At 61.3% G+C, this 25,444-nt stretch carries 23 protein-coding genes and 1 riboswitch; of the genes, 12 read left to right on the top strand and 11 right to left on the bottom strand.

Annotated elements, in window-relative coordinates:
* Nucleotide 1: 1 nt before the first annotated feature.
* Nucleotides 2–1,519 carry an inactive transglutaminase family protein gene (locus tag B6S08_RS10795; RefSeq protein WP_094200811.1) on the top strand — a complete coding sequence of 506 codons (1,518 nt, stop codon included), beginning with the start codon at nucleotides 2–4 and terminating at the stop codon, nucleotides 1,517–1,519.
* Nucleotides 1,512–2,483: an alpha-L-glutamate ligase-like protein gene (locus B6S08_RS10790; RefSeq protein ID WP_094200810.1), complete on the top strand. Its 972-nt coding sequence runs from the start codon at nucleotides 1,512–1,514 to the stop codon at nucleotides 2,481–2,483. Before B6S08_RS10795 ends, B6S08_RS10790 begins: the two co-directional genes overlap by 8 nt.
* A 195-nt stretch (nucleotides 2,484–2,678) precedes the next feature.
* On the opposite strand, the gene rluB is transcribed toward B6S08_RS10790, so the two are convergent.
* The 3 genes from rluB to rnm are packed head-to-tail and all read right to left on the bottom strand — an operon-like array spanning nucleotide 2,679 to nucleotide 5,087.
* A complete protein-coding gene (gene rluB / locus B6S08_RS10785) occupies nucleotides 2,679–3,614 on the bottom strand; it encodes a 23S rRNA pseudouridine(2605) synthase RluB (RefSeq protein ID WP_094200843.1) in 936 nt (311 codons plus the stop codon).
* Between the two features lie 9 nt (nucleotides 3,615–3,623).
* The gene (locus tag B6S08_RS10780; RefSeq protein ID WP_094200809.1) at nucleotides 3,624–4,244 is read right to left on the bottom strand and encodes an L-threonylcarbamoyladenylate synthase; all 621 of its coding nucleotides are present in this window, start codon (nucleotides 4,242–4,244) and stop codon (nucleotides 3,624–3,626) included.
* Nucleotides 4,245–4,262: 18 nt separating this feature from the next.
* Nucleotides 4,263–5,087 carry an RNase RNM gene (gene rnm, locus B6S08_RS10775; RefSeq protein ID WP_094200808.1) on the bottom strand — a complete coding sequence of 275 codons (825 nt, stop codon included), beginning with the start codon at nucleotides 5,085–5,087 and terminating at the stop codon, nucleotides 4,263–4,265.
* Nucleotides 5,088–5,470: 383 nt separating this feature from the next.
* Between rnm and B6S08_RS10770 the strand changes: the two genes are divergently transcribed.
* From B6S08_RS10770 to B6S08_RS10740, 7 genes are all read left to right on the top strand, one after another.
* Nucleotides 5,471–7,018: an anthranilate synthase component 1 gene (locus B6S08_RS10770; RefSeq protein WP_094200807.1), complete on the top strand. Its 1,548-nt coding sequence runs from the start codon at nucleotides 5,471–5,473 to the stop codon at nucleotides 7,016–7,018.
* Nucleotides 7,015–7,611, top strand: coding sequence for an aminodeoxychorismate/anthranilate synthase component II (locus B6S08_RS10765; RefSeq protein WP_094200806.1), 597 nt, complete (start codon nucleotides 7,015–7,017; stop codon nucleotides 7,609–7,611). Before B6S08_RS10770 ends, B6S08_RS10765 begins: the two co-directional genes overlap by 4 nt.
* On the top strand, nucleotides 7,608–8,615 hold the full coding sequence (gene trpD / locus B6S08_RS10760) for an anthranilate phosphoribosyltransferase (RefSeq protein WP_094200805.1): 1,008 nt from the start codon (nucleotides 7,608–7,610) through the stop codon (nucleotides 8,613–8,615). Before B6S08_RS10765 ends, trpD begins: the two co-directional genes overlap by 4 nt.
* The gene (gene trpCF / locus B6S08_RS10755; protein WP_094200804.1) at nucleotides 8,609–9,994 is read left to right on the top strand and encodes a bifunctional indole-3-glycerol-phosphate synthase TrpC/phosphoribosylanthranilate isomerase TrpF; all 1,386 of its coding nucleotides are present in this window, start codon (nucleotides 8,609–8,611) and stop codon (nucleotides 9,992–9,994) included. The genes trpD and trpCF overlap by 7 nt, the downstream gene beginning before the upstream one ends.
* A complete protein-coding gene (gene trpB / locus B6S08_RS10750; RefSeq protein ID WP_094200803.1) occupies nucleotides 9,991–11,184 on the top strand; it encodes a tryptophan synthase subunit beta in 1,194 nt (397 codons plus the stop codon). The genes trpCF and trpB overlap by 4 nt, the downstream gene beginning before the upstream one ends.
* Complete coding sequence (trpA, locus tag B6S08_RS10745) at nucleotides 11,181–11,987, top strand: tryptophan synthase subunit alpha (RefSeq protein ID WP_094200802.1); 807 nt, start codon at nucleotides 11,181–11,183, stop codon at nucleotides 11,985–11,987. Before trpB ends, trpA begins: the two co-directional genes overlap by 4 nt.
* Before the next feature lie 170 nt (nucleotides 11,988–12,157).
* Nucleotides 12,158–12,257, top strand: a riboswitch (purine riboswitch).
* 76 nt (nucleotides 12,258–12,333) lie between these two features.
* On the top strand, nucleotides 12,334–13,350 hold the full coding sequence (locus tag B6S08_RS10740) for an adenosine deaminase (protein WP_094200801.1): 1,017 nt from the start codon (nucleotides 12,334–12,336) through the stop codon (nucleotides 13,348–13,350).
* A gap of 171 nt (nucleotides 13,351–13,521) precedes the next feature.
* On the opposite strand, the gene B6S08_RS10735 is transcribed toward B6S08_RS10740, so the two are convergent.
* The 7 genes from B6S08_RS10735 to B6S08_RS10705 form a co-directional block, all read right to left on the bottom strand.
* Complete coding sequence (locus B6S08_RS10735; protein ID WP_094200800.1) at nucleotides 13,522–14,013, bottom strand: nucleoside deaminase; 492 nt, start codon at nucleotides 14,011–14,013, stop codon at nucleotides 13,522–13,524.
* Between the two features lie 154 nt (nucleotides 14,014–14,167).
* The gene (locus B6S08_RS10730) at nucleotides 14,168–15,253 is read right to left on the bottom strand and encodes a YkvI family membrane protein (RefSeq protein WP_094200799.1); all 1,086 of its coding nucleotides are present in this window, start codon (nucleotides 15,251–15,253) and stop codon (nucleotides 14,168–14,170) included.
* A gap of 153 nt (nucleotides 15,254–15,406) precedes the next feature.
* On the bottom strand, nucleotides 15,407–16,183 hold the full coding sequence (locus tag B6S08_RS10725) for a glucose 1-dehydrogenase (RefSeq protein WP_094200798.1): 777 nt from the start codon (nucleotides 16,181–16,183) through the stop codon (nucleotides 15,407–15,409).
* A 12-nt stretch (nucleotides 16,184–16,195) separates the two neighbouring features.
* The gene (locus tag B6S08_RS10720) at nucleotides 16,196–17,512 is read right to left on the bottom strand and encodes a serine hydrolase domain-containing protein (protein WP_094200797.1); all 1,317 of its coding nucleotides are present in this window, start codon (nucleotides 17,510–17,512) and stop codon (nucleotides 16,196–16,198) included.
* A 185-nt stretch (nucleotides 17,513–17,697) separates the two neighbouring features.
* Entirely contained in the window at nucleotides 17,698–18,675 is a 978-nt protein-coding gene (locus B6S08_RS10715; RefSeq protein ID WP_094200796.1) for a calcium/sodium antiporter, read from the bottom strand.
* A 306-nt stretch (nucleotides 18,676–18,981) separates the two neighbouring features.
* Nucleotides 18,982–20,328, bottom strand: coding sequence for an omega-aminotransferase AptA (aptA, locus tag B6S08_RS10710; RefSeq protein WP_094200795.1), 1,347 nt, complete (start codon nucleotides 20,326–20,328; stop codon nucleotides 18,982–18,984).
* Nucleotides 20,329–20,479: 151 nt separating this feature from the next.
* The gene (locus B6S08_RS10705; RefSeq protein WP_094200794.1) at nucleotides 20,480–21,100 is read right to left on the bottom strand and encodes a YceH family protein; all 621 of its coding nucleotides are present in this window, start codon (nucleotides 21,098–21,100) and stop codon (nucleotides 20,480–20,482) included.
* Nucleotides 21,101–21,471: 371 nt separating this feature from the next.
* On the opposite strand from B6S08_RS10705, the gene B6S08_RS10700 reads away from it, so the two are divergent.
* Nucleotides 21,472–22,683 carry an ammonium transporter gene (locus tag B6S08_RS10700; RefSeq protein ID WP_094200842.1) on the top strand — a complete coding sequence of 404 codons (1,212 nt, stop codon included), beginning with the start codon at nucleotides 21,472–21,474 and terminating at the stop codon, nucleotides 22,681–22,683.
* A gap of 126 nt (nucleotides 22,684–22,809) precedes the next feature.
* Here B6S08_RS10700 and B6S08_RS10695 read toward each other — a convergent pair whose 3' ends face one another.
* Entirely contained in the window at nucleotides 22,810–23,145 is a 336-nt protein-coding gene (locus B6S08_RS10695; protein WP_094200793.1) for a YkgJ family cysteine cluster protein, read from the bottom strand.
* Between the two features lie 49 nt (nucleotides 23,146–23,194).
* Here B6S08_RS10695 and B6S08_RS10690 point away from each other — a divergent pair, with 49 nt between their 5' ends.
* Nucleotides 23,195–23,443 (top strand): hypothetical protein, encoded by a 249-nt coding sequence (locus B6S08_RS10690; protein WP_094200792.1) that lies wholly within the window; start codon nucleotides 23,195–23,197, stop codon nucleotides 23,441–23,443.
* 72 nt (nucleotides 23,444–23,515) lie between these two features.
* Nucleotides 23,516–25,399 (top strand): methyl-accepting chemotaxis protein, encoded by a 1,884-nt coding sequence (locus B6S08_RS10685; protein ID WP_094200791.1) that lies wholly within the window; start codon nucleotides 23,516–23,518, stop codon nucleotides 25,397–25,399.
* Nucleotides 25,400–25,444: the final 45 nt, after the last annotated feature.

Genomic DNA, 25,444 nt, shown 5'->3' with positions numbered 1-25,444 from the left:
CATGTACTCACGCAAACCCTTTTATCTGATCGTGGCGGCCCTGTTTCTGGTAGGGCTGGCACTGATGCTGCACCGCCATTTCGTGTATGAAGTGCCCTGGCTGCCCGGCGAAAAACGCCAGATCTGGTCGGTGGAAGCCAAGGTGGAATTTGAGGCCGACGGCCGGCCGGTCAAGGCGTCCTTGGCCATTCCCGGCAGTCAGCCCGGCTTTACCCTGATGAACGAGTCTGCCGCGTCACCGGGTTATGGCCTGTCCTTTGTACAAGCCGAAGACGGTGGCAGCCGGGCCGAATGGTCCATTCGCTCCGCCTCCGGTCACCAGGAGCTGTATTACAAGGTCGACATGATGCTCGACCCCTTTGCCAAGGGCCCCCTTGGCAATATGCCGCCCCAGGTCACCACGGTGGAAGTGGCCGAGCCTTACGCCACCGCCATGGATCAGGTGCTGACCCTGGCGGAAGCGCGCTCGTCCGACGGCATTACCTTCACGCGGGAGTTGCTCAAGGAGCTGGGCAGCGGCGGCCAGAACGCCGAGCTGCTGGCCCAGTACAAGACTTCGGGCCCGCTGCTGGTCGACATGCTGCACCGCGCCGGCGTGTCGGCCCGGTTGCTGAAGGGACTGCAGCTGGAAGACGGCCGTCGTCGCCAGCGGCTGGTGGACGTGGTGCAGGTGTTTGACGGCGAACGCTACGACATCTTCAACCCGGCCACCGGTGAGCAGGGCCGGCAGGAAAGCCTGCTGCTGTGGGAATACCACTCGGCCCCGGTGCTGGATCTGGTGGGTGCCAGCAATTCCCGGGTCAGCTTCTCCATGCTGGAGCAGGAGCAGCCGGTGAACGTGGCCCTGGCCAAGAAGTTTGATCAGCCCGACTGGATCAACGTGTCGCTCTATAACCTGCCGCTGGAAGAGCAGGCCCTGTTCAAGGGCATATTGCTGATCCCCATCGGCGTGCTGGCGGTGGTGTTCCTGCGCATTATTGTCGGGGTAAAAACCTCGGGCACCTTTATGCCGGTGCTGATCGCTATGGCCTTTATTCAGACCAGCCTGCTGACCGGCCTGGTCGGCTTTCTGCTGATCGTGGGCACCGGACTGGTACTGCGCTCCTACCTCTCGCACCTTAACCTACTGCTGGTGGCGCGAATATCGGCGGTGATCATCATGGTCATCGGCATGATTGGCTTTTTCAGTATCGTCGCCTATCAGCTGGGCCTGACCGAGGGCATGAAGATCACCTTCTTCCCGATGATCATTCTGGCCTGGACCATAGAGCGCATGTCGGTGCTGTGGGAAGAAGAAGGTCCCAAGGAAGTGCTCAAGCAGGGCGGCGGCTCCCTGGTGGTGGCGGTCATGGCCTTCCTGGCCATGAACAACGAGTTTATTCGCCACCTCACCTTCAACTTCCTCGGCCTGCAGCTGATCGTGATGGCGGCGGTGCTGGTGCTGGGTAACTACACCGGTTATCGCCTGACCGAACTCAAGCGCTTCAAGCCCCTGGTAGACGAGCTGAAACATGATTAAAAACCTGCTTGCCAAATACGCCTCGCCCTTTGAGCTGGGCCGGCTCGGCATCATGGGCATGAACCGGCGCAATATTTCCTATATCAGCCGCTATAACCCGCGGCGGCTGTATCCGCTGGTGGACAACAAGCTCAAGACCAAGCAGATCGCCCTGGATGCCGGGGTGACCGTGCCCGAGATGGTCGGCGTTATCGAATACCAGCACCAGGTGGCCCACCTGTGGGACATGGTCAAGGACTGGCCGGGCTTTTGCATCAAGCCCGCCAAGGGCTCCGGCGGCAAGGGCATTACGGTGATCGTGGATCACGACCGCCAGAACTTTACCAAGCCCAGCGGCAAGGCCGAGACCATAGAGGATCTGGAACGCCACGTGTCCAACATTCTGGCCGGGCTTTACTCCCTGGGCGGCAAGCCGGACGTGGCGCTGATTGAAGCGCTGATCAATTTCGACGATGTGTTTGACGGTTTTTCCTATGAAGGCGTGCCCGATACTCGCGTGATCGTGTTCAAGGGCTTTCCCATCATGGCCATGATGCGGCTGTCCACCCAGGCGTCAGACGGCAAGGCCAACCTGCATCAGGGCGCCGTGGGCGTGGGCCTCGACATCAATACCGGCCGCGCCATTAGGGCGGTGCAGTTCAACCAGCCGGTGCGTCATCACCCGGACACCGGCCGGGATCTGTTCGAGCTCAAGGTGCCCTACTGGGAGCAGCTGCTCAACCTGTCTTCGTCCTGCTTTGAGATGTCGGGCCTGGGCTATATCGGCACCGACATGGTGCTCGACAAGCAAAAGGGCCCCATGCTGCTGGAGCTGAACGCCCGCCCCGGACTGGCGATACAGACCGCCAACGCCGCCGGCCTGGTGCCGCGCCTGCGCAAGATTGAAAAGCTCGGCCGCAAAATCACCTTGACCCCGGAAGAGCGCGTGGCCTTCTCCCGCAAGGAGTTTGCCACCGATTTGTGAAGGAATGAGAGTCGTAGGTTGGCGATGAGCGTAGCGAATCCCAACACGAAGGCGGCTGCGGCACGTTGGAATTCGCCGAGGCTCATTGCAGCCTACGGTCCGGTCATAACACATGCGCAAAGTAAAAACGGCGCCGGGGTTAATCCCGACGCCGTTCGTTCACCTCACGGGGTTTCCCCCTCACCCCTCACGGGTTTACAACCGGGTTTTGCGCTTTTGCCGCTGGCCCGGTTTGGGGCCCTGGCCACGGGAACCGGTAGGAGCCGGCTTTTTCGGGGCCGCGCCGGTACCGGTGCCCTTGACCCGCGTGTTGTGTTTGCGCACCGCCTTGCGAATACGGGCCACCTGCTTGAAGCGGTCGGCGGCATTCACGTCCACCTTGCTTTCCTGCTCCGGGGCCAGGCCGACTTCCTTGCGCAGGTAGTTGACCTGATCCAGCGGCAGCTCGGCCCAACCGCCTCGAGGCAGGTTCTTGGGCATTTCAATCTTGCCGTAGCGCACCCGCATCAGCCGGCTCACTTGCACGCCCTGGGATTCCCACAGCCGGCGCACTTCCCGATTACGGCCTTCCTTCAGGGTGACGTGGAACCAGAGGTTCATGCCCTCGCCGCCGGTGTATTTCAGGGTCTCGAAACGGGCCTCGCCGTCCTCGAGCATCACGCCCTTGCGCAGCCGCTGCAGCATGGCCTCATCCACTTCGCCAAACACCCGCACCGCATATTCCCGGTCAATTTCATGACGGGGGTGCATCAGCCGATTGGCCAGCTCGCCATCGGTGGTAAACAGCAGCAAACCGGAGGTGTTCACGTCCAATCGGCCCACCGCCACCCAGCGGGCGCCCTGCAACCTTGGCAGGCGGTCAAATACCGTGGGGCGGCCTTCCGGATCCTTGCGCGTGCTCACCTCGCCTTCCGGCTTGTGGTAAGCCAGCACGCGGCACACGATATCGCTTTCGGCCTGGGTTTCCACCAGGTGGCCGTCTACGCGAATCTGCTCGCTGCCGGTGACCCGGTCACCCAACACCGCCACCTTGCCGTTGACGCTGACCCGGCCCTGGCTGATCAGGCCCTCAATTTCCCGGCGCGAGCCCTTGCCGGCCCGGGCCAGCACTTTTTGCAGTTTTTCAGTCATGTCGTTCACTTATTCAAAAGGGGTCAGGCTGCCTGCGCCTTCGCGCACGATCACCGGGGTGTCGTCGTACAGGTCCACCACCGTGGTGGGCCGAGAGTCGATCACACCGCCGTCAATAATCAGATCCACCACCTTTTCCAGCCGGTTGCGGATTTCAAAGGGGTCGAATTCCGCCTCGCTCTCACCGGGCAAAATCAGGCTGCAGGACATCAGCGGTTCACCCAGGGCCTCAAGCAAGGCCAGGCTGATGGCATGATTCGGCACCCGCAGGCCAATGGTCTTGCGCTTGGGGTTCTGCAGCCGCTTGGGCACTTCCTTGGTGGCCCGCAGGATAAAGGTGTAGGCCCCCGGCGTGTTGTTTTTCATCAGCCGAAAGGCGGTGTTGTCGACCCGCGCATAGGCTGAAAGCTCGGACAGGTCCCGGCACACCAGGGTGAAGTTGTGCTCCTTGTCGATCTGGCGTATGCGGCAGATGCGCTCCATGGCGCTCTTGTCACCCACCAGGCAGCCGATGGCGTAACCCGAATCGGTGGGATACACCAGCACGCCGCCCTGGCGCACGATGGCCACGGCCTGGTTGATCAGCCGTGGCTGAGGGGTGTCTGGATGAATTTCAAAAAACTGACTCATGATTCCTCCCGGAATGATTTACAGAAAGCGCTCCCACACAGGGGTGGCTTCTTTAGGCAGCCACAACTGGCGCCCCAGCTCCCGCCACTGGCTGGGAAAGTGAAAATCGGAGCCCACCGAGGCGGCCAGGCCGTATTCCCGGCTCCACTTACCCAGCGTGGCACGTTCCTGTGGACTTTGCTGGGCCATGGACACCTCCATGGCGTCGCCACCGGCCTCGGCAAAGGCACTAAGCATTTTGCGCACCCACTTGTTCGACAGTTCGTAACGGGTGGGGTGTGCCAGCACCGCCACGCCGCCCGCGGCCTGTATGGCGCCGATGGCATCATCAAGAGAGCACCAGTCCGGCGGCGCATAGCCGGTATTGCCCCGGCTCAGAAACTTTTTGAATACCTTGCCCATGGAGTCGGCGGCGCCCTGCTCCAGCAGCCAGCGCGCCAGATGAGTTCGGGTAATGGCGGCGTTGCCGGCGATGGCCCTGGCGCCCTCATAGGCACCGGGATAGCGGGCCTTTTCCAGCCGTTCGCCCATCAGCCGGGCGCGGGCGTCGCGGCGGGCCCCCTGCTCGGCCAGCAGCCGGGACAGCCCTTCATGGCCGGGATCCAGGTTCAGGCCCACCACATGAATTTCCTTGTGCTCCCACAGCGCCGAGATTTCCACTCCGGTGACCAGCCGAATGCCATGGGCCTCGGCGGCGGTGCGCGCCTCGGCCAGTCCTGCCAGGGTGTCGTGGTCGGTCAGCGCCAGCACATCCACCTCCTTTTCGGCGGCCCGGGCCAGCAACTCACTGGGGCTCAGGCTGCCGTCAGAGGCGGTGGAATGGCTGTGCAGGTCGATGCGCATAAAAAAATCCTGTGGTCGTGCTTGACTTGCCACCGCAAATATCGTTTAACTGTATCCAGTTTTTCGATTAGCGAGACGAGCGCCATGTTGCAGCAAACTTCCACTCTGACCATTTGGTGGTGGCACACTCCCTGAAGCGGGTGTGATTTGCTGTATTCGTTCAACAGTCTCAGCGAACATAAAAGCCCGCAACTCTGCGGGCTTTTTTATTATCCAGTAAAAGGTGATGCGATGAAACCGACCTCTTTCATTTTTTGGCGATGGCAACCCGAAAACCGGCCTGTTCAGCAACCGGCATTCGCGTCCGTCACCGACGACGACATTGCCAGCCAGGTCATCAGACAGATCCCTGATGATCAGCATTAACTTATAAGGAATACCCAATGGCGCAAGGTCAGCTTCACGTTTTATTGCAGAATGCCCCCTATACCGATGATCCCCTGGCGTTATACGCCGCCCTCAGCCAGCCCGGCGACAACAGCCTGCTGCTGGAATCCGCCGAAATAGACACCAAGGCGGGCACTCAAAGCCTGCTGATGCTCGACGCCTGTGTTCGCCTGGTATGCCGAGGCCGGGACGTCACCCTTACCGCCCTTAATGCCAACGGCCAGCCCGCCCTTGCCCTGATTCACAGTGAACTGGGCGGCGAACGCACCGACACCCAGCTTACCGTAACCCTGGCCGAGGCCGACGCCGATCAGGACGAAGACAGCCGGCTAAAGGCCGCTTCCGTGCTGGAAACCATTCGGCTCATTCTGACCCGCTTTACCGCCGACAAGGGCCAGCAGCACCTGTTTATGGGCGGCACCTTCTCCTATGATCTGATTGCCTCCTTTGAACGCCTGCCCGAGGTGGCCGAGGGCATCAACCACTGCCCCGACTTCTGTTTTTACCTGGCGGAAACCCTGATCACCCTGGATCACGTAAAAGAGCAGTGCCACCTGGCCGCCTGCGCCTTTGACCCTGCCGAGCAGGCTCGGCTGCAGACCCGCCTCAATGCGCTGGCCGCCGCCTGTGGCGAGCGTTATGCCAGCCCCGAAGCTGACTCTGGGCTCAACGGCAAGGTCACAGCCAGCAAGAGCGACGCCGAGTTTCGTGCCGACGTGGAGCGGCTCAAGGGCAATATCGTGGCCGGTGACATCTTTCAGGTGGTGCCGTCGCGCTGCTTCACCCTGCCCTGCCCCAGCCCCCTGGCGGCCTACGGCAAGCTCAAGCAGACCAACCCCAGCCCCTACATGTTCTATGTGAACGACGAAGACTTCATTCTGTTCGGCGCCAGCCCCGAGAGCTCGGTGAAGTTTGACCATGACAGCCGCCAGGTGGAGATGTATCCCATCGCCGGCACTCGCCGCCGGGGCTTTAACCCGGACGGCAGCATTAACCTGGATCTGGACGGCCGCATCGAGCTGGATCTGCGCCAGGACGAAAAGGAAACCGCCGAGCACCTGATGCTGGTGGACCTAGCCCGCAACGACATTGCCCGCATCAGCGAGCCCGGCAGCCGCTATGTAAAGGATCTGCTGAGCGTGGATCGCTACAGCCACGTCATGCACCTGGTGTCTCGCGTCGTGGGCACACTGCGTGCCGATCTCGACGCCCTGCACGGCTATCAGGCCTGCATGAACATGGGCACCCTCACCGGCGCCCCCAAAATTCGCGCCAGCGAGCTTATTCGCGAGGTGGAAGGCCAGCGCCGGGGCAGCTACGGCGGTGCCGTGGGCTATGTGAACGGCCTGGGCGATATGGACACCTGCATCGTGATCCGCTCCGCCTTTGTCAGCCAGGGCCTTGCCCATGTGCAGGCCGGCGCCGGCGTGGTGTATGACTCCGACCCGCAGTCGGAAGCCGACGAAACCCGCAACAAGGCGGCGGCGGTGCTCAATGCCATCGCCCTTTCTCACGGCACCACACTGGCGGAGGTGAGCCAATGAGCCAGACCATTTTCCTGCTCGACAACTACGACTCCTTTACCTACAACCTGGTGGATCAGTTCCGCGCCCTGGGTGCCACGGTGAACATTTACCGCAATACCGTGCCGGTGGCCCAGCTGCTCACCGCCATGGAGCAGGCGGAGAACCCGGTGCTGGTGCTTTCCCCCGGTCCGGGCAAGCCCGCCGACGCCGGCAATATGCCCGCCCTTATCGAACAGTGCCTGGGCCGCTTTCCCGTGCTGGGCATCTGCCTCGGCCATCAGGCCCTGGTGGAGCACTACGGCGGTACGGTGGAAAGCGCCGGCGAAATCAAGCACGGCAAGAGCTCACTGATCAGCCACAGCGGTAACGGCGTGTTCAGCGGGCTGACCAACCCGTTGCCGGTGGCCCGTTACCACTCCCTGGTGGGCAGCAACATTCCCGCCGGCCTTGAGGTGATTGCCGACTTCAACGGCATGACCATGGCGGTACAGGACAAGGCCAACCGGGTGCTGGGCTTTCAGTTCCATCCCGAATCCATCATGACCACGGACGGGGCGCGCCTGCTGGCCCAGAGTCTGGAATTTATTACCAACAAGGAGAACGCCGCATGAGCCAGGCCATGGAGCAACTTTACCGGGGCGAACACATCAGCCGTGAGCAGGCCCACGCCCTGTTTGAGCAGGTGATGAGCGGCGATATGGACCCGATCGTGCTGTCTTCCCTGCTGACCGCACTGAAGATCAAGGGCGAAACCCCGGATGAGATCGCCGGCGCCGCCAGCGCCCTGCTGGCCGCCGCCAAGCCCTTTCCGCGCCCCGATTACGCCTTTTGCGACATCGTCGGCACCGGCGGTGACGGCATGAACACCATTAACGTCTCCACCACCTCGGCGCTGGTGGCCGCCGCCTGCGGCATCAAGGTGGCCAAGCACGGCAACCGGGGCGTGTCCTCCAAGTCGGGCTCCTCCGATCTGCTGGAGCAGCTCGGCATTCGCCTGGATCTGAACCCGGAACAGGCTCGTCACTGCCTGGACGAGACCAATGTGTGCTTTTTGTTTGCCCCCCACTACCACGGCGGCATTCGCCACGCCATGCCGGTGCGCCAGGCCCTGAAAACCCGCACCATCTTTAACGTGCTGGGTCCGCTGATCAACCCGGCCCGCCCCAGCTTTATGGTGCTGGGCGTATACAGCCCGGCGCTGGTGCGCCCCATCGCCGAAACCCTGGTGGCCATGGGCCTGACCCGCGGCATGGTGGTGCACGGCAGCGGCCTGGACGAAATTGCTATTCACGGCACCACCCACATTGCCGAGATCAATGGCGACACCATTACCGAATATGACATCACCCCCGAAGAGCTGGGACTGGAGCGCCATGACATCAGCGCCATTGTGGGCGGCGAGCCGGCGGAAAACCGCCGCATTACCGAGGCCCTGCTGGCCGGAGAAGGCACCCTGGCCCAGCAGAGCGTGATTGCCATGAACGTGGCGCCGCTGCTGCTGATGAGCGGCCAGGTGGAAAACCTCAAGCAGGGCGTGGAGCGGGCGCTGTCCGTGTTAAGATCCGGCCATGCCATGGGCGTGGTTAAACAACTGGCGGAGTTGAGTCAATGCTGAATACGGTGCTCGGCAAAATCGTTGCCGACAAAAAAATCTGGGTAGAGGAACGCAAGCAAAGCCAGCCCCTGGCGAGCTTTGAAGCCGGCCTCACCCCCAGTGATCGCCCCTTTGCCGAGGCCCTGGCCGCCGGCAAACCGGCCTTTATTCTGGAGTGTAAAAAAGCCTCGCCTTCCAAGGGGCTGATTCGGGAGGTGTTTGATCTGGATGCCATTGCCGGCGTCTATGGCCGCTACGCCTCGGCCATTTCGGTGCTGACCGACGAGAAATACTTTCAGGGTCGCTTTGAGTTTGTCACGCAAGTGCGCAATCAGGTCACCCAGCCGGTGATCTGCAAGGACTTTATTATCGACCCCTATCAGATCAAGCTGGCCCGTCATCACAACGCCGACGCCATTCTGCTGATGCTGTCGGTACTGAATGACGAAGAGTATGCCGAGCTTGCCGCCGTGGCCGAGTCCCTGAACATGGGCGTGCTCACCGAAGTGATCGACGAGGACGAAGTGGCCCGTGCCCTGACACTGGGTGCCAAAGTCATTGGCATCAACAACCGGGATCTGCGGGATTTGAGCATCGATCTCGACCGCACCAAACGGCTGGCGGCGCTGATCCCCGACGACCGCGTGGTCATTTCCGAGTCCGGTATTCACCACCACGGCCAGACCAAGGAACTCTCGGCCCATGCCGACGGCTTTCTGGTGGGCAGCTCGCTGATGGCCGAAGACGATCTGGACCTCGCGGTGCGCCGTCTGATCCTCGGCGACAACAAAATCTGTGGCCTGACACGTCCGGAAGACGCCGCCGCCGCCCATGAGGCCGGCGCCGTCTATGGCGGCCTGATTTTTGTGGAAAAAAGCCCCCGTTGCGTGAACCTGGACCAGGCCCGCGGCGTGATGGCCGCAGCCCCGCTCAACTACGTGGGCGTGTTCCAGAATCACGCCGTGGAAGACGTGGTCGCCACCGCCACCGAGCTGAGCCTCGCTGCGGTTCAGCTGCACGGCTCTGAGGACGACGACACCATCAACCAGCTTAAAACCCGGCTGCCCGGCGTGGCCATCTGGAAAGCGGTGGCGGTAAGCAACGAACTGCCGGCCCTGCCGAAAAATGCCGACCGGCTGCTGTTTGATACCAAATCCGGCAATCAAAACGGCGGCACCGGGCTGGCCTTTGACTGGGCACTGTTAAACGACATCGACAAGGCCAATGCCATGCTGGCGGGCGGGCTCACCCCCGACAACGCCGCCACCGCGGCAAGTCAGGGCTGTCGCGGCCTGGACTTTAACTCCGGCGTGGAAAGCGCCCCCGGCCAAAAAGACGCAGCCAAACTCAAGGCGGCCTTTGCCACCCTCAGACATTACGGACGCAGGACACAAAAATGAGCTTACTTAACCCCTTTTTCGGCGACTTCGGCGGCATGTATGTACCGCAAATCCTGATGCCGGCACTGCTGCAACTGGAGCAGGCCTTTGTCGATGCCCAGCAGGATCCGGAATTTGACCGCGAATTTCGCGAGCTGCTGGCGGAATACGCCGGCCGCCCCACTCCGCTCACGCGCGTGCGCAACCTGGCCGCCAACACCAAGACCCGCATCTACCTGAAGCGGGAAGACCTGCTGCACGGCGGCGCCCACAAAACCAACCAGGTACTGGGCCAGGCACTGCTGGCCAAGCGCATGGGCAAGACCGAGATCATCGCCGAAACCGGCGCCGGTCAGCACGGCGTGGCCACCGCCCTGGCCTGTGCCCTGCTCGGCCTCAAGTGCCGGGTATACATGGGCGCGGTGGACTGCGAGCGGCAAAAGCCCAACGTCTTCCGCATGAAGCTGATGGGCGCCGAAGTGATTCCGGTGCACTCCGGCTCTGCCACCCTCAAGGACGCCTGCACCGAGGCGCTGCGCGACTGGGCCGCCAACTATGAGCAGGCACACTACCTGCTGGGCACCGCCGCCGGCCCCCACCCTTTCCCCACCATAGTGCGGGAATTTCAGCGCATGATTGGCGAAGAAGCCAAGATACAGATTGTGGAGCACGAAGCGCGCCTGCCCGATGCGGTGATCGCCTGCGTGGGCGGTGGCTCCAACGCCATTGGCCTGTTTGCCGACTTTATTGAGGAAGAGAGCGTCAGACTCATCGGCGTGGAGCCGGCGGGCAAGGGCATTCACACCGGCGAGCACGGCGCCACCCTGGGGGAAGGCACCAAGGGCGTGTTCTTTGGCATGCTGTCGCTGATGATGCACGACGAAGACGGCCAGGTGGAAGAGTCCTACTCCGTTTCCGCCGGCCTCGACTTTCCTTCGGTTGGCCCCCAGCACGCCTATCTGGCCACCACCGGCCGGGCCCAGTATGTGTCGGTAACCGATGACGAAGCCCTGGATGCCTTTCAGGCCCTGGCACGCAACGAGGGCATTATTCCGGCGCTGGAATCTTCACACGCCTTAGCCTACGCCCTGAAAATGGCCGAGGCCGAGCCGGAAAAAGAACAAGTATTGGTGGTTAACCTGTCCGGTCGTGGCGACAAGGACATCTTTACCGTGGCCGATATTCTGGAGCAAAAAGGAGAAATCAAATGAGCCGCTACCACCGCCTGTTCGAGCAACTGAATGCCAGCAACGAAGGCGCCTTTGTGCCCTTCGTAACCCTGGGCGATCCCACGCCGGAGCACTCGCTCAAGGTGATTGATGCCCTGGTGGCCGGCGGCGCCGATGCCCTGGAGCTGGGCATTCCCTTCTCCGATCCCATTGCCGACGGCCCCACCATTCAGGCCGCCACCCTGCGTGCCCGCAATGCCGGCACCCGCACCCAGACCTGCTTTGACATTCTGAAAAAAGTGCGGGAAAAGTACCCCGAGTTGCCCATCGGCCTGCTGGTGTATGCCAACCTGGTGTATGCGCCGGGTGTAGACAGCTTCTACTCCCGCGCCGCCGAGGCCGGGGTAGATTCGGTGCTGGTGGCCGATGTGCCGCTGGAGATGGCCGCGCCGTTCAAGGCCGCCGCCGACCAGGCCGGCATTGAAAGCATTTACATCGCGCCGCCCAACGGTGACGAAGCCACCCTCAAGGCGGTGGCGGAAACCGGCGCCGGCTATACCTACCTGCTGAGCCGTGCCGGCGTAACCGGCACCGAAACCAAGGCCGGCAAACCGGTAGACACCCTGCTGGCCACCCTGGCCAAATTCAATGCGCCGCCGTCCCTGCTCGGCTTTGGTATCTCCAGCCCCGATCAGGTGCGCGATGCCATTGCCGCCGGTGCCGCCGGTGCCATCTCCGGCTCCGCCGTGGTCAAGATCATCGAACAACACCTGGACCAGCCCCAGGCCATGCTCGATGCCCTCACCGCCTTCGTAAAAGAGATGAAGGCCGCGACGCGCAAGTAAGACGTTGGACGTGAGGAGTAAGGGATGAGAAAAAACTCCCCCACTTTCCTCACGACTCAGAATGGCACCAGGGTTAGCCCTGGTGCCATTTTTTCGGCTTCAAACGCTTCAGCTACTTTACCGCTGACCACCTATTGGCATGGCGGTTCCGGTATGGCTACAATGGCTTCCTATCGGCAACGCCGATGCTTCGTATAACCTCACTGATAAGGGGTGAGGGTCTCTACCTGGAGCCGTAAATTCCAGATTACGAAGAGAAAGTGCATGGCGCTTTTCTCTTTGTACATCGTCAATAATCAGGCAAGAGAAAAGCGCTTGTTGATATCCCTTGAATGGAGACACAAGCGTGAACCAAACCACCTTTATTCAGCAACTCCCGAAAGTTGAACTGCACCTGCATATCGAAGGCACCCTGGAGCCGGAAATGATGTTCGAGCTGGCGCAACGCAACCAGATAGCCCTGCCGTTTAACACGCCGGAAGCCGTGCGCGCCGCCTATCAGTTCAGCAACCTGCAATCCTTCCTCGACACCTACTATCAAGGTGCCAGGGTTCTGATCCACGAGCAGGACTTTTACGATCTGACCTGGGCCTATTTGCTGCGTTGCCAGGCAGATAACGTCATCCATACCGAAATCTTCTTTGACCCGCAAACCCATACCGAGCGGGGCATTGCCTTTGACACCGTGCTCAACGGCATTGACCGGGCACTGCGTGACGGCCGGGAGCAGCTGGGCATCAGCAGTCACCTCATCATGTGCTTTCTGCGCCACCTGGACGAAGACAGCGCCTTTGACACCCTGCGCATGGTACTGCCGCACAAGGACAAAATTGTGGCCGTCGGCCTCGACTCGTCGGAGTTGGGCCATCCGCCGGAGAAATTTGAGCGCGTGTTTCAGGAGGCGATTGGTCACGGCTTTCTGACCGTGGCCCATGCCGGAGAAGAAGGGCCGGTTGAGAACATTCACAACAGCCTTGAGCTGCTGAGCATTTCACGCATCGATCATGGCGTGCGCTGTGTGGACGATTCGGCCTTGGTGGAGAAACTGGCCCAACGTCGCGTGCCCCTCACCGTTTGCCCGCTTTCCAATACCAAGCTGAAGGTGTTTGACCATATGGATCGGCACAACATCGTTGAGCTGCTGCGCCGAAATGTCTGTGTGACCATCAACTCGGATGATCCGGCCTACTTTGGCGGCTACATGACCGATAACTTTCAGGCGGTAGCCAATAGCCATGCACTGACGCCGCAAGAACTGGCACAATTTACCCTCAATGCCATTGAGGCCAGTTTTATCGACGACGCCCACAAGCAGCGGCTGACACGGCAAGTGCAGGACTTTATGCACCAGGCACTCGCCTAAGAGATAACAGAACGGAAAACGGGGCGGTTCTGCCCCGTTTTCCCCTCTCCTCAGGATGGTGGGACCAGCCCCGGCTTCAAGGCTTATGTGGCAACTCAGTCCACTACTGCCATAAACTCTGTTGGCTTTAGTTTACGGGGGCAACGTGAGGTAGCCCAAACGGCCGTTGGTTTAGTCCTGGCTCTCAATGCCAAAATACCGCCGGTGCAGCTCGCGGATTTCTTCGGCCAGCTCCGGCACCGGGCCGGCCACGGGAATATCGGGGGCCACTTCGTTGATGGTGAGGGCTGTTACCGGTGAGCCGGGCAGGCCCCATTGCTCGCACCAGACGGAAAATTGGCCAGAGGAGCTGGCAAACACAATTCGCCCAAGACCCGCCCAGGCGTGGGCGGCGGAGCACATGGGGCAGTGCTCGCCCGAGGTATAGAGGGTGGCGCGGGCGCGCTCGGTTTCATCCAGGTTTTCGGCGGCCCAGCGGGCCAGGGCAATTTCCGGGTGCCAGGTGGGCTCGCAGGTGTGAATACGGTTGCGGTCTTCCGCCAGCACGGCGCCGTCGGCCGATACCAGCACGGAGCCAAAGGCCATGTCGCCCTCGTTCAGGGCTTCTTCGGCCAGCTCCACACAACGGCGCAAATGGCGCAGATCCTGGTGAGTGATGGTCATGCTTTTCTCCTTATGGCGTTAACCGATTTTCCATACTGTTGGCCATAAGGTACTGAAGAAAGAAAAGGTTTAAAAGCGGGAGCATACGGGAGGAAACGTAAAACGGGTGGGCACAAGCCGCCTGCGCTCCATTTGGCAGGCGGCCAGGTTTAGGTTACTCGTTGCCGGTCAAAGGCTGCAGGTTGCTCGCCACACGGGCGCGCTTCAGTCGCAGGGGGGCATAGATCAGCGCTCCCACCAGGAACAGGCCCAGATAACCGATCAGCGGATAGAAAAAGGCCACCAGCTGGGTAAAGCCGGCGAAGCTGGCCACAAAGCCCACTACCAGGGTGATGATGCTGAAGCGGTTGGCTGCCGGGGTGCGCATTTCCACAAAGCGGGCAACAAAGGCATAGAACATGCTGGCACCGGTGCTGAAGATCATGCCAAACAGCACAAAGGCCATGGCCTTGGCCAGCCAGGGGGAAATGCCGTCAATGATCTTGAGCAACGGCAGGGCATAGCCGGCCACCTGATCGATTTGCGAGAACATGGCCAGGTGGCTGATCATGATCATTACCCCCACCCCAAGGCCGCCCAGCAGGCCACCCCAGCGGGCAATGCGGGCATTGGGCTCGGCCCCACCCATCACCAGCGACATGGCCGCGCCCACGGCAATATTGAACGACACATAGTTCACCGCCGACACCAGCCAGTGCGGCAGGGTGGACTCCACGCTCTCGGCAATGGGCGCCAGCTCGGCAAAACTGCGATCCATGGTCAGCAGGCTGAAAATACAGATAAGGATCAGCGCCAGCACCAGAAATGGGGTAATGCTGCCAATCAGTGCCACCACCCGACGCACGTTCAGCATCAGGGTTGCGCCCATCATCAAGGTCATCAGCACGCTGCCCACCATGGAAGGCAGGCCAAACTGCTGGTGCAGGGTGGAGCCGGCGCCGGCGATCATCACCACACCCACGCCAAACAGGGTAAAGATGATCACGCCATCCACGATCACGCCCAGGTAGCGGCCGCTTATCTGATACACCACGGTTTTATGGGAGCGGGTTTGCGTGCGGCTGCCCAGCCAGGTGAGCATCATGCCCAGATAGGCAAACAGCGCCGTAGCCACCACTGCCGCCGCCGTGCCCAAATAACCAAAGCTGGTGAAGTACTGCAGCACTTCCTGACCAGAGGCAAACCCCGCCCCCACGATAATGCCAATAAATGCACTGGCGATTTTGATGATGTTCCACATGATCGTCGGTTAATCCCTTTAAAAGCCAAAAAATAACAACACTGATGGTTAAATGGGCAATATATGTGTTTGTCACAATATAAGGCCGGCGACCATATCAGAGGCGACCGGCCAGTGCCATTACACCTTGGTAGCAAGGATCAACAATGAGACTCAGTCCAACGTTTGCACACCCCCGCCGTTGACGAACAGGGTCTGGCCGCTCACCCAGCAAGACACGGGAGCGGCGAAATAGAGCACGGCGCCGGCAATGTCATCCGCCTCGCCCAGGCGCTTGAGCGGAGTGTGGGCCAGCATGCCGGCCTCGATTTCAGGAGTGAGCACCGAGGCCAGGGCGTCGGTGCGAATGGCCCCCGGGGCCACGGCGTTCACACGTATACCGGCGGGGCCGTAGTCGAACGCCAGGTTGGCGGTCATGTGATTGATGGCGGCCTTGGATGACGCATAGGCACTGATGGCCGGGCTTCTGTTGATGGAGCTCATCGACGACATATTGATGATGGAGCCGTAGCCGGCCTTGGCCATGTGCGGGGCGCACAACTGGGCCAGTCGCCAGGTGCTGAACACGTTCAGATCAAAGGTGCGGGCAAACGCTTCAACGGTCAGCGTGGCCGGGCTTTCGCGGCCGGCACCGCCTCCGCCTACGTTGTTCACCAGAATGTTGATTTGGCCAAATTCCGCCAGGGTCTGGTTAACCAGCCCGGTCAGATCGTCGTCCTGGGTAACGTTGCAGGCCATGGCCACGGCCTTGCCGCCGTCATGGCGAATTTCCTCGGCGGTGGCCTCGGCATCATCCAGTTTCAGATCCGCCACCACCACACTGGCGCCATGGGCCGCCAGCATGGTGCAGCACCCCCTGCCGATGCCGTTGGCGCCGCCGGTGATAATGGCCACCTTGCCGGAAAGATCGAAAAGTTCAGCGGGTTTCATCGCGAGCTCCTGTCAGGGTTTCTCAAGCGAAATCAGGTGATCGGCCACCGCCTGCCAGGCCGGCAGCGAAAGCGGATCATTGGCGCCGTTGGCCGCCACCGGGTGGGAAGCAAAGCGCACCAGCACCATCTCGGCGGCCGGGTCAATGTAGATGGTCTGGCCATGCACGCCACGGGCGGCAAAGGCGCCGTTGGGGTTGTGGGTTACCCACCACATATTGCGATAAGACCAGCCTCTTAGCTTGTCAAAACCCGCCCGGGCAAAGGCCTCCTGGCTGCCGCCACGCAGAATGTCGTCGATGGCCGCCGCCGGCAGCAACGGCTCGCCCTGCCAGCGGCCCTGGTTTCGCACCAGCTCGCCCAGACGGGCCATGTCACGCAGGCCGGTATTCAGCCCGCCGCCGGCAAAGGGAATGCCCAGCTCGTCCACCTGGTAATAGGCGCTCTGCTCCATGCCGATGCGCCGCCAGATTTTTTCCGACAGCAACTCGGCCACCGAGGTGTCGGTCACGCGGGAAATCACCCAGCCCAGGGCATCGCTGTTTACGGTCTTGTAGCCAAAGGCCTGGCCGTGCTCCCCCAGCTTCTGCACCCCGGCCAGGTAGTCAAGGTAGCCCACCGGCCCGGAGTAACCCTGTGGCTTGGGCCAGGGGCTGCCGGCGGTGGAGAATTGCCACACCTCGGCATTCGGATCGGCATAGTTTTCGCTGTATTGCAGTCCCGTGGTCATGTCCATCAGCTGGCGCACGCTGGCGTCGCCAAAGGCAGAGCTCGCCAGCTCCGGCACATAGTCGGCTACCTTTCTGGTTGCATCCAGCCTGCCTTCGGCCACCAGCACCGCGGCCAGCAGGCCGGTCACCGACTTGGTCACCGACATCACGGCGTGCTGACCGTCTTCCTTCAACGCCCCGAAATAGCGTTCATACACCACGTCCCCCCGGTGCAGAATGATCAGGCCATCGGTGTAATTGCGCGTCAGGGCGTCGGCAAAGGTGATGGGCTGCTCGCTTCCCCAGGGCAGAAAGCGCAGCTTGTCGATAAGCGGATCCAGGCGATAGTTCAGCGGCACGGGCGCTCCCAGGCCGCGAGACACTTCCACCGTGGGCATAAATTCACGCATGTGCGCCACGCTGTAACGCAGGGCGGGAAATTCAAAAAAGGAACCATCGGCGGCACGCAGGCGTTTTTCCGGTGGCGGTGGAAAGCCCTGCATCCAGCCCCGAGTGTTGGGATTGCTGTCGTCAACGGAAAGCCGTGTTGCCGACGCCGGCTGTGCCAGCAGAATGAAAAGCAGGCCGGCGGTGGCCCACGGCGTCTTAAGCCCGGTCATGATGTTCTCCCGCGCCAGATTGGGGTTATGCGGGTGAGTATAGACTCGGTCGCGTTTGAAGCGAATGAGGTAGAGGGGCGAAGCAGCCTCGTGTAAGGCCCACAAAGAAGAAAGCGCCCTTACGGGCGCCAATGCAGGCGAGTCGCGTGCCTCACCCCGCCTGCCTTTCCATCGCCTGGAGTAATCTAAGCGGCGGCAATCACATTGCCGGCCAGCCAGCCGGTGTAAGCCACATACACCGTCAGCAAAAAGGCGCCTTCAAAACGGTTGATACGCCCCTGCCGACCCTTGAAGCCAAAGCCCAGCACAAACAGCGACAGGGTCAGCACTATCATCACCATAAAGTCGCGACTGAGCACCTCCGGCATCACCTCCAGCGGGTGAATAATGCCGGCCAGACCCACCACCGCCAGGGTGTTGAAAAGGTTGGAGCCAATCACGTTGCCCAGGGCCAGGTCATGCTCGTTTTTGCGAATGGCGGCAATGGACGATGCCAGCTCCGGCAGCGAGGTGCCGATGGCCACAATGGTCAGGCCAATAATCAAGTCACTCACGCCAAAGGCCTGGGCCACGTTCACTGCGCCCCACACCAGAATGCGCGAGCTGATGATCAGCAGCACCAGGCCGGCCAGCAGCCAGAACAGCGCCTTTTTCAGGCTCATCAGGTTGTCGTCCAGCTCCCTTTCCTGCTCGGCGGCCATGCTGTCATTACCGTCCCGCAGGCCCTGACGAATGCTCCAGGCCATCAGCAGCACAAACACCACCAGCAGCATGATGGCATCGGTCCGCGCCAGCCAGCCGTTCCACAACAGGCTGAGGGACAGCAGGGTGATCAGCAGCAGTATGGGCAGTTCCTTGCGCAGCACCTGGGAATGCACGGCAATGGGGCTTATCAGCGCCGTTATCCCCAGGATCAACCCGATATTGGCGATGTTGGAGCCATAGGCATTACCCAGCGCCAGGCCGGGGTTGCCTTCCAGCGCCGAGATAATAGACACCACAATTTCCGGCGCCGAGGTTCCAAAGCCCACGATCACCATGCCGATCAGCAAGGGGGGCATGCCCGCATGACGGGCGGTGGCAGAGGCGCCATCCACGAAACGATCGGCACTCCACACCAGCACCGCAAGGCCCAGCAAAATGGCAGCAACAGACATCAGCATGGTGATTTACCCCCATGAACAGGGGCAGACAGAAGAAATGACAGGCAAGACATGTTCATAAGCGCTCTTGGGGCGGGACACGACAACCAAGACGCACCATCTCCCGCCCGGTGGATGGTTGCGTCTCGAGTCTCATCAATCCGTCAGGACACGACTGCCATAAGCCTTTGGCTCAGAGATTGTTGACAGCCGTTTCGGCGGTTGCCGAACGATTACTCCCTCAAGAGGCGCATATTGTGACAGCTTGCGCCCGGCAATAAAAGGGGCACCGACCACACTCGTTCACATCCATGAACGGCACTAGGCTCAAGCGTTGGCGAGCACACGCGCCACGCCGCCAAACAACTGCTCAACCTCGCTTGGAGTGGAGATAAAGGGCGGGCCAAACTGCAGGGTGTCTCCGCCAAAGCGCACGTAATAGCCCGCCTGCCACAGTGCAATGGCCAGCTCCATGGGCCGGCGCGCCGGCTCGCCCGGGTATGACGCCAGCTGCACCGCTCCGGCCAGGCCGCAGTTGCGAATGTCCACTACATGGGGCAGTCCTCTGAGCCGATGGATCTGCTCCGCGAACACCGGCATCAGCGCCCGCACCCTGCCCGGCATTTCCTCTTCAACGAGAATATCAAGCGACGCCATGGCGGCGGCGCAGGCCAGGGGATGGCCGGAATAGGTATAGCCATGGGGGAACTCCACCATGTAGTCCGGCCCCGGCTGCGCCATAAAGGCCTGATAAATATGCTCCCTGGCGATGACCGCCCCCATGGGCACCACCCCGTTGGTGAGCTGCTTGGCCAGATTCATGATGTCGGGTACCACACCGAAAAAATCGGCGCCGAACAGTTCGCCCATGCGGCCCAGGCCGGTGATCACCTCGTCGAAAATCAGCAGAATATCGTGTCGATGGCAAATATCCCGCAACCGCTGCAAATAGCCCACCGGCGGCACGATGACACCGGCCGAGCCGGACATGGGCTCCACGATCACCGCCGCGATATTGGAGGCGTCGTGCAGCTCAATCAGCCGTAGCAAATGTTCGGCCAGCTCCGCGCCCTGTTCGGGCTGGCCCCGGCTGAAGGCGTTTTCCGCCAGCAAGGTGTGAGGCAGGTGATCCGCGTCCACCAGCTGACCGTAGTGCTTGCGATTGGCGCCGATTCCCCCCAGGCTGGTGCCGCCCATGTTCACCCCGTGATACCCCCTGGCCCGACCAATGAGCCGGGTCTTTTCCGGCTTGCCGCGGGCACGCCAGTAGGCCCGGGCCATTTTCAGGGCGGTGTCGGCACACTCGGAGCCGGAGTTGGTAAAAAACACGCGGTTAAGGTCGGCGGGCGCCAGCGCCGCCAATCGTTCGGCCAGCGCAAAGGCCAGGGGATGGCCGGTCTGAAACCCGGGGGCATAATCCAGGGTATGCAGCTGACGATGAATGGCTTCAATGATTTTCGGGTGTTTGTGCCCCAGGCCGGTGCACCACAGCCCGGAGAGGCTGTCGAACAGCCGGCGGCCGTCCACATCGGTAAAATAGGCACCGTCCGCCCCGGCCAGCAGCCGGGGCGCGGCCTTGAAGGCCCGGTTGCCGGTAAAGGGCATCCAGAAGGCGTCCAGGCTGAGCCGGCGCGCCACTTCCTGCTTGTCGTCTGCATCTGTCAGGGAATTCATCACTGGCTCCCACCGCCATTATCGCTCCTACCACTATGGCCGATAAATGCCAGGATGAGCACCCAGTGCCGACGTTAAATGCGAGTTCCGTTCGCTGCCACTGCGCCCGTGCCGTGCTTTCGATGGCACCGGCTGAAAGTGGCGAACGGCATCACTCCCCTTCCAGCTCGCGAATGCGGGCCTTGAGCCGGGCCACTTCCGCCTCCAGCTCGGCAATACGGGCCTGAGCGTCCCCTGCCGGCGCCACCGGGGCCGATGGCTCGGTCACCGGGGCATCGCCAAAGAGGTGGGCATAGCGCGATTCCCGCTTGCCGGGCTGTCGCTCCAGCTTGACCACAAAGGGGCCCTTTTCCATCAGGCTGTGCAGGCAGTCGTCCACCTCACTGACATCGCCAAACGGATGCAGGCGGGCGCAGCGGCTGCGCAGCTCCCCCGGGGTTTGCGGGCCACGCAGCAGCAGCTCGCAGACAATGGCCAGCTCACCGGCGCTGAATTGCAGCTCGCCAAACTCGGTGTTGCAGAAGCGATGCTGATACTTGGCGGCACGGGCGTTAAAACCGGCCACGTTGTTCACCAGACGACGGGCCCCCAGCGTGTTGAGCACCGACTGCACGTCGCGCTCGGCGAGGCTCATCACCGGATCCCGGTTGCTTTTCTGGTTGCAGGCGTTAACCAGTGAATTGAGGGTAAGCGGATAGACATCGGGGGTGGACACCTGCTTTTCAATCAGGCAGCCAATCACGCGTTGCTCGAGGGCAGAGAGTTTTTCCATAACCAGGCTCCTTGTGTTCTGCCTAAAGACTACCGGACACCCCTCAAAACACCAGCATTTTCCGTCGCTTACTGCGTTCCTTCGCGCCCTCTCCATGGCGCCGGTGCTGCCACAGGCCGCGCGCATGGCCGCCGAAACCCCGCGATTACCAGCACGCCGCCGACTTCGGTGAGCCGGCAGTGGCAGCCCCATTGGCACAAATTTTGCCTCGATACTCGCACTAACAGGATCCGCTTTGGTGCAACCCCGTCTCACGCCGCACCAAAGCGGGCAACGTCATAATCAGGTGGCGGGTGCTAAGGTAAATCATGCTGCATTTCGGTGCAGGCGACCCTATCTGGGGCACCGGTCACCGTTACGGAGGAAATCGCGTGGAATCAATCAGCAGCGCTATCGGCGAGCTGTCGCAAAGTGCCAATACAATGTTCATCCTGCTGGGGGCCATACTGGTGTTTGCCATGCATGCCGGGTTTGCCTTTCTGGAGGTGGGCACCGTCAGGCGCAAGAACCAGGTCAATGCCCTGGCCAAAATCATGAGCGATTTTGGCTTTTCGGCCCTGGCCTATCTGTTCGTCGGCTACTGGCTGGCCTACGGCGTCACCTTTTATGACAGTGCCGCCGTGCTGTCCCAGAACCACGGTTATGAGCTGGTCAAATTCTTTTTCCTGATGACCTTTGCCGCCGCCATTCCAGCCATCATCTCCGGCGGCATCGCCGAGCGCGGACGTTTCTGGCCCTTCCTGATCGCCTCGGCGCTGGTGGTGGGACTGGTCTACCCGCTGTTTGAAGGCATTGCCTGGAACGGTAACCATGGCATTCAGGACTGGCTGGAAGACCGGTTTGGTGCACCCTTTCACGATTTTGCCGGCTCTGTTGTGGTGCATGGCGTCGGAGGCTGGCTGGCGCTGGTGGCGGTGCTTTTGCTGGGCATTCGCCACGGGCGCTACAAGGGCGGGCGGCTGGTGGCCTTTCCGCCCTCCAATATTCCCTTTCTCGGCCTTGGCGCCTGGATTCTTTGCATCGGCTGGTTCGGCTTTAATGTTATGTCGGCCCAAACGCTGGATGGCATTTCCGGACTGGTGGCGGTCAACAGCCTGATGGCCATGGTCGGTGGCATCATCAGCGCCCTGATCGCCGGCCGCAACGACCCCGGATTTATCCATAACGGCCCCTTGGCCGGGCTGGTGGCGGTTTGCGCCGGATCCGATGTCATGCATCCCCTTGGTTCATTGCTGGTGGGTGGCGTCGCCGGGGTACTCTTTGTCTGGGCCTTCACTCAGGCCCAGAACCGCTGGAAAATCGACGACGTGCTGGGGGTCTGGCCCCTGCATGGGCTGTGTGGCCTCTGGGGCGGCATTGCCGCGGGCATTTTCGGCAGCGAGGCGCTGGGTGGCCTGGGCGGCGTCAGCCTGATGTCCCAGTTGCTGGGCTCACTGCTGGGGGTCGCCATTGCCCTGCTGGGAGGCCTTGTCATCTACGGCCTGATCAAGGTTCTGGTGGGATTGCGGCTGGATGCCGAGCAGGAATATAACGGCGCGGATCTGAGCATTCACCGCATTGAGTCCAGCTCCGACGACCGTTAACACCACGTCAGGCCTTGTGCCCTGAACAACCGGCCCGGCACCGTCCTGGGCCGGTTGTTTATGACTGGCGATACGAGGGAGTGGCCACCACCGCGGTCGCTTCCTCCAAGGTCTGGCGCCGCCTGCTTATGCCGCCACCGGATTGTCCTCCAGCGGGGGCAGGCCATGAGCGGCCCGGGCCCGGTTGCAGGCGCCCTCGGCGTCATAGGCCTCAAAATCCCGGCAGGGGCCGGGCCGATTTTCATAAATGGAGCAGGACACGCAGCCGCCCACCTCCCCTTCCAGCGCCACACAACGGGGCGATGGCTGGTTGGTGCCACGCATGGCCAGACGGGTAAAAGACACCGGCTCGGTCAGAGGCTCGGGCACGGCAAAGTCGCTGTGCACTTCTCCCCAGTAAAAAGACACACGAAAAAACGCACAGCAGGCACCGCAATTCAAACAGGGATTGCCACCACTCATTAACGCCTTACCTCCAGGCAAAACCAAAACAGTGACGAAAACAGCAACAATGAAAAACGGGAAAGACCCCGTGACGGGAACAACGGAAAAGAAACTGGCGAACGGGTCGACTGCCCGACGCGACGTGCCGGTGGAAACTCCCAGGCTGGAAAAAAAGGGCGATATGAATAAATCGAAATCGGTCGGCAGGCAAGAGGACAAACACGAAAAGGCGAAAAAAATACCAGTTTCTGCTGCCGTCACTCCCGCCATGTTAAAAAATTGTGCGCTTGCGCAAACAATGAAAAACAACCGTTGAGTTTGGCTCAGGGCCGCCGTTCAATACGACCTCGGTCGTTTTCTTCGAGCCACAAAAACAGGGAAATGTTGTATGAAGCTGACTCACAAGGTGGGGCTCACCGCTGCCGCCGTATTGCTGATCACCGTTGGTTTGTTGTCCTGGTTGCAACTTTCGCAGGTGCGGGACAGCCTGCGCCAGCAAACCGCCGCCACCGTTCATGAAACCAGCTCCACCCTGGCGCACCAGATAGAAAACTGGCTGAACGGCAAGCTGGGTCTGATCGACATGGCGGCACAACAAATCAACGGCAACTTCAGCCGTGAGCAAGTGCAGCACACCTTTGATCTGCCGCTGCTCAGGGAAGAATTCATGCTGATTTTCGGCGGCCTGGAAAGCGAAGCAGGACGGGCCATTTCCAACACCCCAGAGTGGAACCCTGCCGGCTGGGACGCCCGCCAGCGCCCCTGGTACACCGTGGCCCGAAACGCCTCCAGAGCCTCGCTCACCGAGCCCTATGCCGACGCCAGCACCGGTGACATTCTGATTTCCGCGGTAGCCAAAATTACCGATAACGGCCGTTTTCTGGGAGCCTTTGGCGGCGATCTTAGCCTGAAATCCATTGCCGATGCGATTAACGTGATCGATTTCAACGGCGCCGGCCACGCCTTTCTGGTGACCCGGGCCGGCAACATCATCTCCCACCCCAACACCGCCCTCAACGGCCGTCCGCTGAGCGATCTGTTTGACGGCAGCACGCCCGAGATCAGCGCCGAACTCAGCACCCATGCTCTCAATGACGCCTCCCACTGGGTGACCTTTACTCCCCTTGAGGGCCTGCAGGGTGCAAACTGGTATATCGGCGTAGCCCTGGACGAAAGCATTGTCATGGCGCGGGCCGACAGGCTGCAATGGCAGTCCCTGCTCATCGCCGCCATAGGCGTTGCCGTCAGCCTGGTGATCCTGGTGCTGTTGATGACCAGCCAGCTCAAGCCGCTGGGTGGCCTGCACCGCTCCCTGGCCGACATCAACAGCGGCGAAGGCGACCTGACCCGGCGCCTGCCCATCGTCAGAAAAGACGAATTCGCCCTGGTTGCCGGCGAGTTCAACGGTTTTCTGGCCCACCTGCAGCAGTTGATCGGCAATGTGATGAGCAGTGCCCATACCCTGAAGTCACGCATCGCCGAAACCTCGGTACAGTCGGAGCAGGCCGAACAACAGCTGCAACTGCAATTGCAGGAGCTGGATCAGCTGGCTACCGCCATGCATGAAATGGCCGCCACCGCCAACGACGTGGCCCGCCACGCTCAGAATGCCGCCGAGGCCGCCAACGCCGCCAACCAGGAAACCGAACAGGGCGTGCTGGTGGTGTCCCGTTCGACCCAGGCCATTGCCCGCCTGGCCGCCGACATGGACGATACCATGGCCTCCGTCAACGAGCTGGCCCAGCTCAGCCGCAATATAGAATCGATTCTGTCGGTGATCAGCGGCATTGCCGAGCAGACCAACCTGCTGGCGCTCAATGCTGCCATTGAAGCGGCCCGGGCCGGCGAGTCGGGCCGCGGCTTTGCGGTGGTGGCCGACGAAGTACGCTCGCTGGCGTCCCGCACCCAACAGTCCACCCAGGAAATTGGCGACATGATAGAAAAGCTGCAGCAGGGAGTGCAGCAGGCCGAGCACAAGATGCAGCAAAGCCAGGCACTGGCCGCCAGCACCACCACGGATGCCGCCGAAGCCAACGAAGTGCTGAGCCGTATTCGCGAGGCCATTGCGCAAATCAACGACATGAACCTGCAGATTGCCACCGCCGCCGAAGAGCAAAGCGCCACCAGCGAAGAGATCAACCAGAACACCACCAACATTCGGGACATCAGCCAGGATGTGGCCAATGGTGCCCTGGAGCAGCTCAACAAGTGCCATGCCATGCTGGAGCAGATGCAGCACCAGGACCGGCTGCTGGGCGAGTTCAAGGTCTAGGCGGACTGTTTATTTGCACCGAAACCGGCATACTGGGGCAGCCGA

It is taken from the genome of Oceanimonas doudoroffii, assembly GCF_002242685.1.
In the GTDB taxonomy this organism is placed as follows: Bacteria; Pseudomonadota; Gammaproteobacteria; order Enterobacterales; family Aeromonadaceae; genus Oceanimonas; species Oceanimonas doudoroffii.
This window is presented reverse-complemented; position numbering and strand designations above follow the sequence as displayed.

Bases quoted from the DNA above. Each gene is read 5' to 3' on its own strand.
- trpCF (WP_094200804.1), top strand. From the start codon at position 8,609: ATGCTGAATACGGTGCTCGGCAAAATCGTTGCCGACAAAAAAATCTGG.
- rnm (WP_094200808.1), bottom strand. From the start codon at position 5,087: ATGCGCATCGACCTGCACAGCCATTCCACCGCCTCTGACGGCAGCCTG.
- B6S08_RS10725 (WP_094200798.1), bottom strand. From the start codon at position 16,183: ATGAAACCCGCTGAACTTTTCGATCTTTCCGGCAAGGTGGCCATTATC.
- B6S08_RS10690 (WP_094200792.1), top strand. From the start codon at position 23,195: ATGAAAAACGGGAAAGACCCCGTGACGGGAACAACGGAAAAGAAACTG.
- B6S08_RS10720 (WP_094200797.1), bottom strand. From the start codon at position 17,512: ATGACCGGGCTTAAGACGCCGTGGGCCACCGCCGGCCTGCTTTTCATT.
- B6S08_RS10735 (WP_094200800.1), bottom strand. From the start codon at position 14,013: ATGACCATCACTCACCAGGATCTGCGCCATTTGCGCCGTTGTGTGGAG.
- B6S08_RS10765 (WP_094200806.1), top strand. From the start codon at position 7,015: ATGAGCCAGACCATTTTCCTGCTCGACAACTACGACTCCTTTACCTAC.
- trpD (WP_094200805.1), top strand. From the start codon at position 7,608: ATGAGCCAGGCCATGGAGCAACTTTACCGGGGCGAACACATCAGCCGT.
- B6S08_RS10715 (WP_094200796.1), bottom strand. From the start codon at position 18,675: ATGCTGATGTCTGTTGCTGCCATTTTGCTGGGCCTTGCGGTGCTGGTG.
- B6S08_RS10780 (WP_094200809.1), bottom strand. From the start codon at position 4,244: ATGAGTCAGTTTTTTGAAATTCATCCAGACACCCCTCAGCCACGGCTG.
- B6S08_RS10770 (WP_094200807.1), top strand. From the start codon at position 5,471: ATGGCGCAAGGTCAGCTTCACGTTTTATTGCAGAATGCCCCCTATACC.
- B6S08_RS10795 (WP_094200811.1), top strand. From the start codon at position 2: ATGTACTCACGCAAACCCTTTTATCTGATCGTGGCGGCCCTGTTTCTG.
- rluB (WP_094200843.1), bottom strand. From the start codon at position 3,614: ATGACTGAAAAACTGCAAAAAGTGCTGGCCCGGGCCGGCAAGGGCTCG.
- B6S08_RS10705 (WP_094200794.1), bottom strand. From the start codon at position 21,100: ATGGAAAAACTCTCTGCCCTCGAGCAACGCGTGATTGGCTGCCTGATT.
- B6S08_RS10695 (WP_094200793.1), bottom strand. From the start codon at position 23,145: ATGAGTGGTGGCAATCCCTGTTTGAATTGCGGTGCCTGCTGTGCGTTT.
- trpA (WP_094200802.1), top strand. From the start codon at position 11,181: ATGAGCCGCTACCACCGCCTGTTCGAGCAACTGAATGCCAGCAACGAA.
- B6S08_RS10790 (WP_094200810.1), top strand. From the start codon at position 1,512: ATGATTAAAAACCTGCTTGCCAAATACGCCTCGCCCTTTGAGCTGGGC.
- trpB (WP_094200803.1), top strand. From the start codon at position 9,991: ATGAGCTTACTTAACCCCTTTTTCGGCGACTTCGGCGGCATGTATGTA.
- aptA (WP_094200795.1), bottom strand. From the start codon at position 20,328: ATGAATTCCCTGACAGATGCAGACGACAAGCAGGAAGTGGCGCGCCGG.
- B6S08_RS10730 (WP_094200799.1), bottom strand. From the start codon at position 15,253: ATGTGGAACATCATCAAAATCGCCAGTGCATTTATTGGCATTATCGTG.
- B6S08_RS10685 (WP_094200791.1), top strand. From the start codon at position 23,516: ATGAAGCTGACTCACAAGGTGGGGCTCACCGCTGCCGCCGTATTGCTG.